Consider the following 14726-nt stretch of genomic DNA (forward strand, 5'->3'; position numbering starts at 1 on the left):
CAAAATATGTCTGTAAAAAGTAGTTTACTATATAACACTAAAGCATATAAAGTTGTTTTAACAGCTCCCAATGCACCAAGTATAACTCTAAAAGTTGTAGATAACGAATATTACGAGTATAAAGGCCAGATAGAAACAAAAAAATACATGTGTACAGATGCAGATACAGCACTTATTTTATTAGAGCTAAAAATAGAAAAGCTACAGCATAAAGCATATACTTGTGAAAAACCGTTATACACACCAAATATTGCAATAAATTTAGAGAATACCTTTCCTTTAAATGCCGAAGAGCTATTTAATCAAGAACAATTAGATTTTGAACAAGTAGATTATACAATACTTGGAGATAAGCTATTTATAAAGTTTGAAGATTTAGATATAGTGGCACTTTATGATTGTTTAAAACCCAGTTGTGAGCAATCAAAAATACCAGAATTACAAATAGATTATAAAAAGCTAAACCGTATTTATATCGCTTTACTTCATAAGTTTTTTTATTTACCGATGGCAAAACAACTATCTGGTATTTGGCTTACCTGTGGATTTGATAGTTTACCTTATATAATCGATATTCTTCATAATGCTAATGCGCTTTCAGTGCCTATATTATTAACGATACATCCAGAATATAAAGTTTTATATGCTAACAAATCAATAGAGAAAATAAATATGATGAAACATGTTAACCTTCAAGAATTACAATGTGAGGTGAAATATATAGAAGAATTTTCGTTGTCTTTAAATTTTTTACAATCACTTTGTGTATATGATTCGTTTACAACACCTAAGGCACTAACTAAAAAATCAGAAACAATTTTAGAGGTACTACGAAAACATGAATTTGGTCAACTCACTCATTTAACAATTAATAATACAGAAGTAGAAGATGGTTATTTACAAAAACTACTAAAGCTCCCTCTTATAAGCAAGTTGTCTTATCTATGCTTATCTGGAGGTCACTCAAATTTTCCTTTCAAAATATTGAAAAATAATATTGAAAAATGGGAGCATTTGGAAACATTAATAATTAATAAACATAATGCTCCAAAAGAGATTTTAGAGGAATTCAAACTTTGGCCACAAGTCATTTTTAAAGATTAAAATAAAGTTGCTAATGAAAAATTTTGAAATAGAGAGATATAATTTAATTAAAGCAATAGAATCAGAAACAGAGAAGTTTCCATGGATTGAAACTTTGGAAAAACTAAAAAGTCTAATAACTACTGTACATCCGCTTTCAGAATTTGACGGAGAGCTTTCAAAACTAGTTTTTGAAGAGCAAAATATGTCACCAAAACTTAAAGAAAAGGTAATTGATTTTGAAAATTACTTTAGTGATAGAACCAATTTAATACAATCAAAAACATTACAACGAATAGCAAAAGATTTACAAAATAAAGGCATAAAAATAACCCATTTTGGTAAAGCATGGTCTAATCAGCCAGCCAATTGGGTGTATTTTGATACTGTATTAAATATAGAAGAAATTAAAACCACCTATAATTTAGGTGAAACGATACAACCCTATGAAAACCTAGACCCAAGAACTGGTACTGAAAAAGGTTTTATAGACACACAAACTGGTGAAGGATTAATGGGTAAATTAAATAATTAAGTTATACAATAAACAAAATGGAGAAAAGAACATTGGAAGAGTTTTTATCTGCTTATTCAGAAGGGAAAAGACATTTTATGAATTGGAATTTTGATGAAGAACTGTCTGTAAGAGGAATGGACTTGACTGATGTGTATTTTGAAAACTGTTTTCTTTTTTTAGATTTCAGAGAGTCAAAACTGATGAACTCAAAATTTATAAGATGTAACATAAAAACTGCTGACTTTAGGTTTTCCAATTTAACAAACGCAATGATTAAAAATTGTTCTGTAGAGTCAACAATTTTTGAAGGGGCAAAAACAGATACCCTTATTTTTGAGGAAAATTATTGTTATGGAAATACTGTTAACCAAAATGACTTTGAAAAAATATTCAAAAATTCTGAGGAGTTTTACACAAAAATTAAGCTAGTAAACAAATTTCTAAATGCTAAAGAAATTGGAAATATTCTTACAGGAGTAATAATATCTGGGGAGATAAATGCAAACGACTTATTGATAATAAATAACAAAATTGAAATTCCAATTCTTGAAGTTGAGATGCATAATCTTATTTCCAAACAACGAAGTTTTGCCATCACTATTTCAAGAGAATTCTATGATACTGTAACTTGGCATGAATTATATGGCACTGAATTAAAAATAAAAAACACTATTAAAAACAAGGCATATAGCAAATAAGGTATTGCCTGTTTGCAAAGTCGTCAAATCTTTCGATTTGGCTTTATAAAGAAAAGTAAAACAAGATACAAAAGCTTGGGTTAGTGGAAAATCAAAATTAATCGCTTGTACCCTGCCTTAGCACCATATATATGTAATACTATGTACAAAAGAAAAAGCACCTTACTAAAGTTAGACGAAGTTATAGAAAAACATCAACAATTAATTATAATGCATTGTGCCGATTATGGATTATCAAATGTATTAAATGATAGTCCTTTAATTATTCACACCATTAGTACTATTCAAAAAAGAAAATGGTTTAAAAAAGTAACGCTAACAGTACAGACCATAACACTCTTAACAAATCAGGCATTTTTAAATTTTATTATTGATGAAAAAGGCATAGAAAAAATGATTTCTGTCTTGTTAAGAAATCTTCATTCTATAAAAGAATACAAACCAATAACCATAGGGAATAAAACCGTAGAAGATTCAGGTTTTCATCTACAAGCGGTTTTTAATGGTTTAGGCTGGACGGATGCAAGAACAAAAATGGGTTCCTATTTTTTAGCCATTGAAAAAGGAGAATTGTACGAAATGGTAAAGAATAAAGTTAATGCTAATGCATTTAAAGGCATAGTAGAAAAAACTAACTCTTATACAAAATGAAAATGGTAATATACATATACGTAGCGTTATTGCTTGTAGGCGCATTGTTAGCATACTCTGCATATAAGCAATACAATGAAACACAAAAAATGATAACCACTGGTGGTAAAACCAAAGCCACAGTTATAGATTTTATTACCATAACCAATAGAGACGGTAGTTACGCATTTAAACCCGTTTTTGAATATATCGATAAGCTAAAAAATAAAATCGTTTTTGAAAGTGATATTGCCTCATATCCAAAAGCTTATAAGATTAACGATAAAGTAACCATTATACATACTAGAGATAATACAGAACAAAAAATAGTGTCCTTTTGGGGTTTATATCGCGGTACTATAATTCTTTTGGTATTGGCATCGCCTATGTTAATCATTGGTGGCGGTTATATGCTATATAATTATATGTAAAATGGTATGATAAAATGAAAACTAAAAAAATTAGAGGACATAGACGAATTTGGAGAAACATTGAGCAATGGAAGAAGGCTAACTTAATTCTTGATATAGAGAAGATGACAACACGAGAAACTCATGAAAGACACCATGCTAAAATTAATGTAAAACCCTTTTATGTTCATCCTAATTTTATAAACTCATCTAGTGATATTTTAATAGATGGTTATCAAAACCCACAGCCCAAAGGAAAAACTAAGAAGTACATTTTACAAGCACTTTTTGATATTTATGAAAATTGGAAAATTCAACTGGAAAGAACAGAACAACCTTATTACCTGAAAATATGGCTTTTTAAACCCAATTTTCATCAATCGCAAGTGGTCTGTGCCCTTGGAAAGTCGATAGATTTTTATGAATACCATTTTACGAACCCTAAAAAAATAAAGGAATTTAAGGCCAACTATACCGGAATGTTAAAAACTAGAATAGAAAATTTTAATTGGCAACACAAAATTAATGAGCAGTTTTTAGATAATACAGGCGTTGGGGTAATTGAAGATTTTGAAAGTGAAGAAGATTATCAAGCAGCAAAAAAGTGGTTTAAATCAAGATTAAAAAAAACGCACCGAATAGAAATTCTGGAAAAACCAATAGGAGATGTAATAGAATACTATGTTTTTAACATAGGTAATGTATGGATTGGAGAAAAACAGAAGTAATTGATAAAACCTAATCAACAAAAAACAAAGCTAATGTTAGAAAATGATATCGAAGAAAATCCAGATGTATATGTAGTAGGCACTATACATGATGGCATATCTTATAAAGCCACACTATGGAAAAATGGAGAAGCAACAACACTTTCTATAATGAATATAGTTTCGCCACTTTCAAAAAATCATAGTTCATTTGCTACAGCTGTTTTTGTAATAAATAACGATGTTTATGTGGTAGGAAATGTACAAAGTGATTCAGAGAACACTGTGGCTGCCTTATGGAAAAATGGAGTTGTTACAGCACTTACAGATGGTACATATACGGCAAAAGCAAATGCTGTTTTTGTGATTGAAAATGATGTTTATGTAGCTGGTACAGAAATGGGAGTTACAAATAAATTTATAGCAAAATTATGGAAAAATGGAAAGGCAACAATATTGGTAAATAACTCTGTAGCAACATCAGTAGTTGTATGTAATAATGATGTATATGTAGCAGGTCATATGAGTAATGGTACTAAAAGAACGGCTAAACTTTGGAAAAACAACAAAGAAGTAATTCTTTTAGAAACAGACCATACAGTAGCAAATGATGTATATGTATATGAAAATGACGTGTATGTAATAGGTACCAGGTCTAATGATACAAACATAGCGACGCTATGGAAAAATGGAATTGCTATACCGTTAGCAACAGGAGAGAATACATCATTTGCAAATGCTCTTTTTGTATTGAATGATGATGTATATGTAGTTGGTAAAGAAATAGACTCAAAAAAAAATTACATGGCTAAATTATGGAAAAACGGAGAGGCTTTTCGGTTATTTGGAGGTAACGATGCACAATCTGTCTATGTATTTAAGAATACTATATATGTTGCAGGTTGTGAAATAACACACAATGGCACATTTTCTATGGCCACTTTGTGGGAGGATAATAAGAAAATAACGTTATCGGAAAAAAGGTCTCAAGTATATGATGTTTTTGTAAAGAAAAAATATAATGATACGTTAAATATCAAATTTTAAACTATTGTGACAAAGAAAAAAGAACATAGCATCCAAAATGGTAAATATAAAATAATTATAGAACAACATGAGATGAGAATGTCCCACCTTGTTAACGGTTTTGCTATTGTAAATACAGCTACTAAATCACATGTTATAAATCTGCTGAATTCTATTTGGGATTTAGTAAGTTTTGAAGAAGAAGGAGAAAAAATCATACTACAATGTCGTAAATATCCTTACGGAATACCCTATACATTAAAAATTATTTTTTCGAAAAGAATACTTTATGTAAATGGAGTAAAACATAAAATAGAGTATCATAAAGAGTTATTGAAGTAACGAATTTTAATAAAATCTTAATCACAAATGTTTATACTACTATATATTCAAACACCAATTGTTGAAGAAGCAGAACAAATGCTTTTTATGATTATCAAAATGATGTTTTTATTAGGATTAATAGCCGCATCTATCTTTTTTTTAACAATATGGTTAGGAAGAAACCCATCAGAACGATTATCTGAGGTTTTTCACAAGATAAAAGGAACTAAAAAAGTCAATGTAATAGATGCTTTTATAGTAACTCAAAATATGCAATTTAGAGTAGATTCAAGATTTAATGGAAAGGGAACATTAAGGCATTTTCTGGAGTTTAGGATTTCAAAAAATGAAGAATGGCAAAAAATACAAGCCTATAAAGATATGTTAAAGGCACAAATCAACTTAGAACAACTAGAAAATAAAAGAGAACAATTAGATGAGGCTTTTACAGAGAGTCTTTATAAATAGTAGCAAATATGATATTAATACCACGAGCAACTAGCCATAACACTCAAAAAAGTACTTATGAGTGGAGAATTAGAAGAAGAGTTTCAGTAGCATTAACTTATATTGAAGCTTATGGTTATACCATAATGGCAAAAGTGAAAATAAAAAAGAAATATTTCTGGAATCGTTCATGGAAAACATTTACTGTATACGATATAAGTAATCCGGAAAAAGCCTTAAAAAAAGCAATAGAATTATTAGAAGACTATGGGTTTACAATAGATGCTAAAAACCTTTCTTTTGAAGACTTGATGATACAAAAAAGTTAATATTTGAATAGTATACGAAAAATAGAACTAAACCTAGGACATCCAAAAAACGGATGGCTTCCTGTTGAATTAAAATCTTTAGATTTTGAATTGAATTTTAGGACATCAAATATTCCTGAAACCCCTACAGACAAACTATGTGAATCTCTAATTTTAGCACTTAATGGGATAGCAACAGAGATATGCTGGGATTTAGAGCCTAAATGCTATTTTTTCAGATTAAAACCAAATGGGAATAAAATTCATTTTATCATTTTACGAAGTGATGGGGTAACCAAAAAACATAACTTCATTTTTGAATTTAAAGGAGATTTTAACACTGTGATTTTACCAATGTATCGAAGCTTGAAAAAGTTTAATACAATTGAAATTAATAAAACAGATTGGGAAAAAATCAATCTGGTGAAACTAAACAAGCTAACAAAATTGGTTAACCATATAAAAATGAAAAAATAATGAACTGGCTTCAAGGTGGTCCATTTTATGAACTAAGTTTTTTGATTAAGAATTCAAGGAATAAAGTAAAATTAATTAATGATTTAGTGTTGTTGTTCAATAAGATAGATGTAATAGAATTTGTTGAACCAGAAAAAATAATTAAATCAAAAATAGAAAGTTATATACAGAAGCATGAGACTATTGGATTAATTCGTAGAGTTTTTGATACTAACACAAAAATTAATGTTGCTGGAATGCGAAAGTCAAGACTGCACATTCAAGAACTGTCAGAAGAACTGGTTAAAATAAACTTTTGGTTTTATGGGAGTACATTTGATGCAGATGAATGGAATCAAGTAGGATTAAAATTAAAAGATAAACCAAAATTTAAATTATTATTTAACGTATTAAAAATAAAAATCAATCCAATTCTCGGAACCATAGCTTATGAAGAAGATTGTTCAGGATTATTTAACACTAGTCAATCACCAAAGTCTAGCGACTATTCATTAAATAAACTTAAATTAAATGAGATGAAAGAACTAGTTAGATTAAATGGATTTGAATATTGTTGGATAAATTCTGAGCAATTTGGAAATGAAAAAGAAATAACAATATATAATTTTACCTAATAGTACTATAGAAACTAATAACATTGAATGAATTAAGAAAAATAATAGACCAAATCACAGAATTTGGAATAAATCCCAAAGTGGAATTAACTAATAAAACAGATGTATTGAAAAAGTTATTGATGAGAATATATCTAGAATATTTAAATGTAGAATTTGAATTTGATAAAGCTAATTATAACGAAGAGCCTGATTTTGATTACAATAGAATAAAGCAAAATATTAAATCTAATTTTCCTGATTTCGGGTGGTATAGTAAGGTCATAGATTCAAACCAAATGGAACCAAATGTAGAAATTGTAGTTGGAGATGAGTTAGATGATTTGACAGACATTATAAAAGATTTACTTGCTGTAAAATGGAGAATGGAACATACGAGTGAAAACGATGCACTTTGGTGTTTTAAGTTTTCTATGCAAACTCATTTAGAACAACATTTGGTAGATTTATTAAAGAGACTAAAAGAAAGGAAAGAATAAAAAACATATTACAATATGTATAAGATTATTTCCTAAAACATTAACAATCTAAATATAAGAAAATATTAAAATGAAATTATTTGGTACTACTGCATACCTAACAGATGTCGCAAAATTAATTATGAAAGAAGATGTTGGTGCTTTAGAAAACCTTGTACATCAAGGATTAGATATTAATGAAAAAATGAAAATAACTGAGACCTTAATAGAAACACCAATAAATCTTGTACTTTGTGAAAACAAATATAAAGTTTTAGAATGGTTACTTTCAAAAGGAGTAGAATTGAATGATAAGGATAGCCCTTCTATTTTAATGGCAAGTTCTAATTGTGAACCTAAAACAGTAAAACTTTTAATAGAAAAAGGAGCTAATGTAAATGCAAAACATCGTATTGGTAAAACAGCAATGTCTGAAGCCCTTTATGCGAATAATTACGAAAATATATCATTGCTTCTTAAAAGTGGTTATGAAATAGATAAAGATGGACAATCATTAAGGCAAGCAGTTGCTACAAAACAAATGCAGGCTATTGGAATATTTATTACAAATGGGGTTGATGTTAACTTTTGCAAGCCAAATATGGTTTATCCAAATAATCCAACACCAGTGCATCTTGCGTCGAATTATAATGATTTAAATACTTTTAAATTCCTTGTAGAACACGGCGCAGATATAACCATTAAAGATAAATATGGGGAAAGGCCATATAATTGTGCTGTAAAAAATAAAAATAAGGAGATGATAGAGCTTATTAAATCTCTTGAGCCAGAAGGGTGGCATAATGAAAAGCAGAAACTTTTAGATTTTAAAAAATATCAAATTCCTACAGAATTAGTAGCGTTACTAAAAAATGAAAATAGACGATTAGCATTCCCAAAAAATAAAAATGTAAAGTATATTATTTTTAACTCAATATTAGAATTGAATGAAGTTAGCTGGAACCATCGAAAATTTATAGACTTATTGAATGAAGTGGATATGTATTGTAATAAAGGTTTTTTAGTATGGTACCCTCAAAAAAAGTGTTTTGCTTTTGCAGATTATGAACATGAGGAATTTAAAGAACTTTGTAGTATTAAAGAATTTTTAATGAATCCGGAGAAACAGATTGACAAAATATTTGAATAAATACATGCCATCAACAATAAATAATAATCATAAACCTACCACTAATATAAAATAAGTAAACGCTCTTATAACCAATATTGTTAACAATAATACAATAAATGCAAACTAATATTAAAATAAATATATATGATTTATTAAACCATCTTGAAAAAAGAAGAGCGATGTATTTAGGAAATGAGTATACCTTTCAATCTCTTGATGCTTTTTTAACAGGATTCAGTATATCAGCAGATAAAACTCAATACATTTCAGATATGTATAACGATTTCTCTGATTTTAACATTTGGCTTCTTGGGCATTTGCCTAAACATTTTGGACAAAGCGGCGGCTGGCACTGGCAAATATCAAATAGAAACCAGAATGACGATGAAAATGCTTTTAAAGAGTTTTTTGAATTTGTGAAAGTATTTAAATCTTCCAAGAAAAATGTTGAACAAATAAAAATTAAGCCATTTGAGTTCAAGAAAACGGAATTTAATATTGAAACAAAAACTGAAATTGAAAAACAAGAGATTATAGATTCAATTCATAAAATAACTCTGGAAAACTCTAAAACAATTTGGCTCAAGGGATACCACAAAAAAAAGTTGACTTATAACCAATGGTGTTTATCAAAAGAAGCATTTGCAGATATGTTGGATAATCTTGATAAGGGTATAAATAATACATTTTAAAAAGGAACCATAACATAATTTTTATTTAGATAAATGTTAGAAAATAATCTACCACATAATAGCATATTACTACAAATGTTTATAGGAATATTAATTCCTGTAATCCTCATATTTACATATGCTAAACTGGTAACACCTCTTTTAAAATGTTACGGTGAACGTAAAAAAAAAATCATATTATCAAAAAAAATGAAAGACATTACAATTCATCCTTTAATAGAGTTTAGAATTAAAACAGCGTTAGATAACTATAAAAATCTTATTTTTTATATAGAATACCGCAATGCTGAAAGTGAGTTATGGAAAACAGCTAATTTTTATAGAAATAAGAGCGTTGCAGAGAAAAAGTTAAGTGAACTCACCCATAAAAGAACTCTAGTTTCAGCTTTTATAAAAGACAAACCTGTAATTGCAGAAAATCTTAAAAACAAAATATATCAAAAAATAAATAGCAAAACTATGAGTAATTAACTAAAAATGAATAAAAAACCTCACTTTAGCACTAGGCGAATTGCATTAGGCAAAGACAAGTGGCTCTTGTTTTTAAGAATTTTAAAAGATGAATTGGCTGTCTTTTTAGATTGTAACATCATTGAAACATCAACCTTTTGGGAAGGAGAAAATATTACTCATGGAAGTTTTGGCTGTACTATTGATGTAATAGCAAATAGCTATCCAGAAACCAACCTTTAATACGGAGATGTTATTTGTTATTCTAAAAACTATGAAGAAAATGTTTTTATCGATGCTTTTTTTTAGCATATATAAACGGCAAAAGAATAAAAAGTGATGACAAAGAACATAAGTACTTAAAAATTAATTACGATTTTAAAAAGGGATGGAATTCCCCAGAATGGTTGTATGATGGATATGGAGAGAGGGAGTCTTATACTAACATGAGAAGATGGAAAACCAATAATAATGCATTATAGATTTAGCTAACATTATTTTTTATACATAAAAATATGTAAGATATCTCTTATTAAATTGTTTTCGTTCCAATTAGTAATAACCATTAATGTGAATAAATTAAAATTAAATATTGTTGATAAAGGAAACTCTTTAGAAGAGCCTGAATATTATTTAGATTTAATAATTGACGGAGAAATATTTTTAAAAGAAATAGATGAAGATTTTAATGTTGTTTATTTTGATGCATTAAAAAAGAGTTTGAATAAAGGTGGATTATATTTAATTTTTACCTGTTCGTGTGGAGTTGCAGATTGCGGAGGTTGGGATTATATAAAAGTTGAACATAATAGTTCTAAAATTATTTGGGACTTTAATTATGAAAAAAACTATCATTTTGAGTTTAATTTAGAGAATTATAAATCAGAAATAGAAAAGATAGAATCTCAACTAAAACAAAAAGAATTAAAATTAGAACCTAAATTTGTTGTAAAAAGCACTATCTGAAATTTTTGTATAAATGATAAAGACGGTTTATCTCTTTTTAGAATTACCTCCCTTTTTTCAAATATAATTAAAAATTGATTTAAATAGTTTAAGTCTTTATTCAGACCCATTGATTAATAAAATATTAACTTCATGGGTGTACTTAAAAATTAATACCAAATCTTTATTACAACGTTCAAAATATCCCAATTTAATATGATTACTAGTATAATAATCATCTATTGTATTTAGAAAATTAGGCAAAATATTGTAAGAGGTCCAATTTCCAAAATCATTAAGTACTTTAAAAAAATGATGTACAATACTTTTTGCTTCATCATTACAAAATGGGGTTCCTAAATAACTTTTTGAAAAATACTTTTGTTTACCTGTTAACATATCCATAAGTAGGTCTTCTACCATTTTTTTTGAAATAACTTCAATGTTGAGCATTTCATTGCCATTCCAAACATTCCCTGGTTTTTGTATGAAAACAGGATTTTCAAAACACTTTGGGAATACTATTTCAGAATACTCGTTATACCCTCTGGTTAGGTCTTGTTTTACCAATTCAAAATGAAAGCTTCCAGTTTTTAAATGCTGTAAAACATCATCAATGAATTGATTTTCATTCTCATTAATGGATAAAGTAATCCAATACGAGTTAGAGTTTACAGATTCATCAAGCGCATTTAACAATACATCGACTTCCTTTTTTAGCATAAGAACTTATTTTAATATAAAGGTTTCATTAAGTTAATTACTTTTTCAGGTTTAGGAATTCTTTTGGTAGCATCTTTAAATGGCTCTTGTAGTAATTCGAACTCATCAGATTTGCCTATTAAATGAAAGATATAACAATGTTCTTTATAAATGCGTTCCCCGCCATGTGATAAAGTATGGTCTAGTTTTCCATTGATTTTAATTTCAATAGGGACATTCAATTCAAGATTACAGAGTTTAAAGTTTTCTCTTTTAGGCTTACCTATTTCAAATAAATGATATAAAAGATGTATTTCAATTGCTGAATTATTTTTTTTGAGTTGAAAAATTTGAAACTTTCCAGTGTTGTTTTTAGTAAAACTAAAATATTGAGTGTATTGTAATGCTTTAGTTATTGTTCCATCAGATTTTTCTTTAGAGATAATCAACTCATTTTTCCATCGTTTTTTTTCTTGCAATAAAGCATCTTTTCTATTAAAATCATTAAGAACAACAATATCACAATTAAGAAGGTCTTTAGAATATGCAGTTTTTGAAATTGTAAGTTTATCATCCTTAAAAAAACCAGATTTAGAAACTGTATTTTTTCTCCAAACAGTCTGTTCTTTACGGTCATTAAATGATTTTTGTTCTTTGGTATATTGTATATAGTTGTGATATACTTGCAGAATGATCTTGGGTTTCTTGGTTGTTATGATTTTTTGATTCATTTTTTTATTACTAATGTAATTCATCATATAATTTTGGCCAATATATATTTAATAGATCATCTGCATATTCATTAAGATGTCCCTTATACCATTGACTATAATATGTCGTAAATGTTGTTTTCTGGATATTGCACAATTGTTTTACAATATATGGTTTGGTTTTTTCCTGATGTACCACCACCATTGCGATAGTAGCTGCGTTTTCAACTATACTAGTTGGAGAACTTGAAACTGGCGCTAGAAATTTCTCAATTATACTAGTATCAAGTGCTCCATCAAGTTGACAATGTGCTAGCGCAATAAGTATAGCTGCCAGTTCTTGATTGTTAATATTAGATGATTTTTTGATATGTTTTAACGTACATTGTAACCTCAATCTTAATCTTAACTCTGACCATGCATCTGGAATGAGAGCAAGTAAACGTATAGTAGCAATACGTACCTTAACATCATTATGATCAAGTGCAGATAGATAATTTTGCCACTCTGCTTGTATCAACACCACTACTTCTTTACCTTCTGGATAATTTTGTTCTATAAGATCTGTAGGGGTCCATACACCATAGCAATAGTAAAATGGGTCACAAATTATTGCCAACTCGCAGAGTAGCGATGCAATGTGTTGAACGCCAAATATTTTATGCGAGTGTTTCATTAAAAAACACAGGCAAGGGATTACTTTTGGAGTAATTTCAAAAATCGTATGTTCATCAACTGGAGACAAAATGGTGTTAGTAAGTCTCAAAAAAGCACTGCGTTGTTGTTCTCCTTCTTTATTTTTTAATGTATTGAGTAAATGAGGAACTTCTTTACTAGTAAGAGAGAATGATCCTAGATTATCCCAATCCTGATTGAGTAGTTCATCCCATTCAATTATCGAGTCATCCATTATTTCTTTTCTTGAGAAGCCCACATGATTACATCTCTGAAATCAATTTTTGCACTTGCAGTTAAATCAATGATATGATCCAGATTACCATTGGCTAATTTTAAAATTGAAAGCCTTGTCTTTTCAAGATTCGCGTCTCCATCCATAGTATGATGTAATTCAATTGAAGAAAGAATATGGATAACCGTAGCTCTCTGGTTTTTAGCAAAATCCTGAGATATGATGTCTAATACATTTGTATTCATTTTAGATACTTTTATAAGATTACTCTGTTCTTTTAAAAACCATGATTAACCCCATGTTATCTTTTGTTTCAAACTCATCTTGGTTTAGAACATGTAACATAATAGTCTCAGCAGCTTCTTTTTGATATAAGGTAAGACTACTATCTTTTACTATAAATTGATAGTGACTAGCTTCTGTACTATCCATATACATTGTATCTTTTGTAAATTCAATAACAATTTGATCATCAGGATTCATGAGTAGTGATTCTCCAAACAAAGTGTCGCGATCAATTCCTGTAATATCAGAAGCTTGCCATTTTCCTATTAAAAAACGATGATCTATTTTAGTTTTTGATTGACAACTCAATAGCAGTATCGCCAGCAGTGTGTAGGTGATGATTTTAAATATTTTCATAAGATTAATTTCAATATCGTTTTGATTTTTTATGATTTGGTTGTATTGAAGTGGTTTAAACTTTTTTGATTCTAGTGAAAAATAGTAGTTTTTTGATCAATTGAAGTGTTTTTTGCGCTTCATAGCAGCGCTACGAAGTAAGAAAAAGACAAAAATTGAGTGAAAAAGGGCATTTTTATAGCGAATTGAAAAAAGTTTAAACCACTTCATATAATTGGTATGCTATTTAGAATATCCAAAACGTTTTTTTTGGTCTTTGACCCATTCTTTTTGTTCTTCTGTATCTGGCACGGTAAGAGTTCTTGTTTTACTCAAATGCTCAAATACATATTCTGGATCAATACCATTCTTAATTAGGATTGCTCCAACAACCATAGCAGTTCTTCCGATACCCATTCTGCAATGTACAATTACCTTTTTATGATCTTTTAGTTGGTTATCAATATGAGTGATCAATGCTATAAATGGATCTATCTCTTTGGGGATACCTCTATCGGGTATAGAAAAATTGATGTATTCGATATCATATTTTTTACAAAAAAAAGCCTCTTCTGTAATTTCTAGGGTTATCTCTTCATGTTTTTCTAATAAAGAAACTATTGTATTTACTTCAACATTTTTTAATGCACGTATCTCATCTTCTAACCAGTCATTACCTTTTGGTCGCGCCATCATGCCTAGATTACCTTTTTTGAGGATGTCTGTCCAATAAATTCTCATAGTATATATGTTGGTTTATATGGTACATCTATGTACCAAAGCAATGTATAGATCCAGAAGAAGTAATGTTCTTAAAATTATAGGGTACTACCTATACCTGAAGATATGAATTTTTTAACAAATT

24 protein-coding genes are annotated in these 14726 nt (G+C 28.7%); 18 read left to right on the forward strand and 6 right to left on the reverse strand.

The features are described from left to right. Window positions 1-6 precede the first annotated feature (6 nt). The 18 genes from PQF96_RS13045 (at window position 7) to PQF96_RS13130 (ending at window position 10939) form a co-directional block, all read left to right on the forward strand. Window positions 7-1104 (forward strand): hypothetical protein, encoded by a 1098-nt coding sequence (locus PQF96_RS13045; RefSeq protein WP_271766675.1) that lies wholly within the window; start codon window positions 7-9, stop codon window positions 1102-1104. 13 nt (window positions 1105-1117) lie between these two features. Continuing rightward, window positions 1118-1618, forward strand: coding sequence for a hypothetical protein (locus PQF96_RS13050; RefSeq protein ID WP_271766677.1), 501 nt, complete (start codon window positions 1118-1120; stop codon window positions 1616-1618). Between the two features lie 17 nt (window positions 1619-1635). Then, window positions 1636-2298: a pentapeptide repeat-containing protein gene (locus tag PQF96_RS13055; protein ID WP_271766678.1), complete on the forward strand. Its 663-nt coding sequence runs from the start codon at window positions 1636-1638 to the stop codon at window positions 2296-2298. 141 nt (window positions 2299-2439) lie between these two features. Further along, window positions 2440-2949, forward strand: a complete 510-nt coding sequence (locus PQF96_RS13060; RefSeq protein WP_271766680.1) for a hypothetical protein — start codon at window positions 2440-2442, stop codon at window positions 2947-2949. After that, window positions 2946-3359: a DUF3592 domain-containing protein gene (locus PQF96_RS13065; protein ID WP_271766682.1), complete on the forward strand. Its 414-nt coding sequence runs from the start codon at window positions 2946-2948 to the stop codon at window positions 3357-3359. The genes PQF96_RS13060 and PQF96_RS13065 overlap by 4 nt, the downstream gene beginning before the upstream one ends. 14 nt (window positions 3360-3373) lie before the next feature. Beyond that, window positions 3374-4066, forward strand: a complete 693-nt coding sequence (locus tag PQF96_RS13070) for a hypothetical protein (RefSeq protein WP_271766684.1) — start codon at window positions 3374-3376, stop codon at window positions 4064-4066. 33 nt (window positions 4067-4099) lie between these two features. Then, window positions 4100-5092, forward strand: coding sequence for a Kelch repeat-containing protein (locus PQF96_RS13075; RefSeq protein WP_271766686.1), 993 nt, complete (start codon window positions 4100-4102; stop codon window positions 5090-5092). Between the two features lie 6 nt (window positions 5093-5098). After that, window positions 5099-5413 carry a hypothetical protein gene (locus tag PQF96_RS13080; RefSeq protein ID WP_271766688.1) on the forward strand — a complete coding sequence of 105 codons (315 nt, stop codon included), beginning with the start codon at window positions 5099-5101 and terminating at the stop codon, window positions 5411-5413. A gap of 27 nt (window positions 5414-5440) precedes the next feature. After that, entirely contained in the window at window positions 5441-5863 is a 423-nt protein-coding gene (locus PQF96_RS13085) for a hypothetical protein (protein ID WP_271766690.1), read from the forward strand. Window positions 5864-5871: 8 nt separating this feature from the next. After that, a complete protein-coding gene (locus tag PQF96_RS13090; RefSeq protein WP_271766692.1) occupies window positions 5872-6171 on the forward strand; it encodes a hypothetical protein in 300 nt (99 codons plus the stop codon). A gap of 3 nt (window positions 6172-6174) precedes the next feature. Then, window positions 6175-6627: a hypothetical protein gene (locus PQF96_RS13095; RefSeq protein ID WP_271766694.1), complete on the forward strand. Its 453-nt coding sequence runs from the start codon at window positions 6175-6177 to the stop codon at window positions 6625-6627. Continuing rightward, window positions 6627-7241 carry a hypothetical protein gene (locus PQF96_RS13100; protein ID WP_271766696.1) on the forward strand — a complete coding sequence of 205 codons (615 nt, stop codon included), beginning with the start codon at window positions 6627-6629 and terminating at the stop codon, window positions 7239-7241. Before PQF96_RS13095 ends, PQF96_RS13100 begins: the two co-directional genes overlap by 1 nt. Window positions 7242-7264: 23 nt before the next feature. After that, window positions 7265-7720, forward strand: coding sequence for a DUF5063 domain-containing protein (locus PQF96_RS13105; RefSeq protein WP_271766698.1), 456 nt, complete (start codon window positions 7265-7267; stop codon window positions 7718-7720). 70 nt (window positions 7721-7790) lie between these two features. Continuing rightward, window positions 7791-8849 (forward strand): ankyrin repeat domain-containing protein, encoded by a 1059-nt coding sequence (locus tag PQF96_RS13110; RefSeq protein ID WP_271766700.1) that lies wholly within the window; start codon window positions 7791-7793, stop codon window positions 8847-8849. A 98-nt stretch (window positions 8850-8947) separates the two neighbouring features. Further along, complete coding sequence (locus PQF96_RS13115; RefSeq protein WP_271766702.1) at window positions 8948-9523, forward strand: hypothetical protein; 576 nt, start codon at window positions 8948-8950, stop codon at window positions 9521-9523. Between the two features lie 189 nt (window positions 9524-9712). Next, window positions 9713-9994: a hypothetical protein gene (locus tag PQF96_RS13120; protein WP_271766704.1), complete on the forward strand. Its 282-nt coding sequence runs from the start codon at window positions 9713-9715 to the stop codon at window positions 9992-9994. Between the two features lie 66 nt (window positions 9995-10060). Continuing rightward, entirely contained in the window at window positions 10061-10216 is a 156-nt protein-coding gene (locus PQF96_RS13125) for a hypothetical protein (protein WP_271766706.1), read from the forward strand. Window positions 10217-10543: 327 nt separating this feature from the next. Then, window positions 10544-10939 (forward strand): hypothetical protein, encoded by a 396-nt coding sequence (locus PQF96_RS13130; protein WP_271766708.1) that lies wholly within the window; start codon window positions 10544-10546, stop codon window positions 10937-10939. 96 nt (window positions 10940-11035) lie between these two features. Here PQF96_RS13130 and PQF96_RS13135 read toward each other — a convergent pair whose 3' ends face one another. From PQF96_RS13135 to PQF96_RS13160, 6 genes are all read right to left on the reverse strand, one after another. Continuing rightward, the gene (locus tag PQF96_RS13135) at window positions 11036-11641 is read right to left on the reverse strand and encodes a hypothetical protein (RefSeq protein ID WP_271766710.1); all 606 of its coding nucleotides are present in this window, start codon (window positions 11639-11641) and stop codon (window positions 11036-11038) included. An 11-nt stretch (window positions 11642-11652) separates the two neighbouring features. Continuing rightward, a complete protein-coding gene (locus PQF96_RS13140; RefSeq protein WP_271766711.1) occupies window positions 11653-12351 on the reverse strand; it encodes a hypothetical protein in 699 nt (232 codons plus the stop codon). A gap of 10 nt (window positions 12352-12361) precedes the next feature. Beyond that, a complete protein-coding gene (locus PQF96_RS13145) occupies window positions 12362-13240 on the reverse strand; it encodes a hypothetical protein (protein ID WP_271766713.1) in 879 nt (292 codons plus the stop codon). Further along, complete coding sequence (locus PQF96_RS13150) at window positions 13240-13485, reverse strand: hypothetical protein (protein WP_271766715.1); 246 nt, start codon at window positions 13483-13485, stop codon at window positions 13240-13242. The genes PQF96_RS13145 and PQF96_RS13150 overlap by 1 nt, the downstream gene beginning before the upstream one ends. Before the next feature lie 19 nt (window positions 13486-13504). Then, the gene (locus PQF96_RS13155) at window positions 13505-13882 is read right to left on the reverse strand and encodes a hypothetical protein (protein WP_271766718.1); all 378 of its coding nucleotides are present in this window, start codon (window positions 13880-13882) and stop codon (window positions 13505-13507) included. A 222-nt stretch (window positions 13883-14104) separates the two neighbouring features. Beyond that, window positions 14105-14602 carry a protein-tyrosine phosphatase family protein gene (locus PQF96_RS13160; protein ID WP_271766720.1) on the reverse strand — a complete coding sequence of 166 codons (498 nt, stop codon included), beginning with the start codon at window positions 14600-14602 and terminating at the stop codon, window positions 14105-14107. Window positions 14603-14726: the final 124 nt, after the last annotated feature.

The organism is Aquimarina algiphila (assembly GCF_947494415.1).
GTDB classification, from domain to species: domain Bacteria; phylum Bacteroidota; class Bacteroidia; order Flavobacteriales; family Flavobacteriaceae; genus Aquimarina; species Aquimarina algiphila.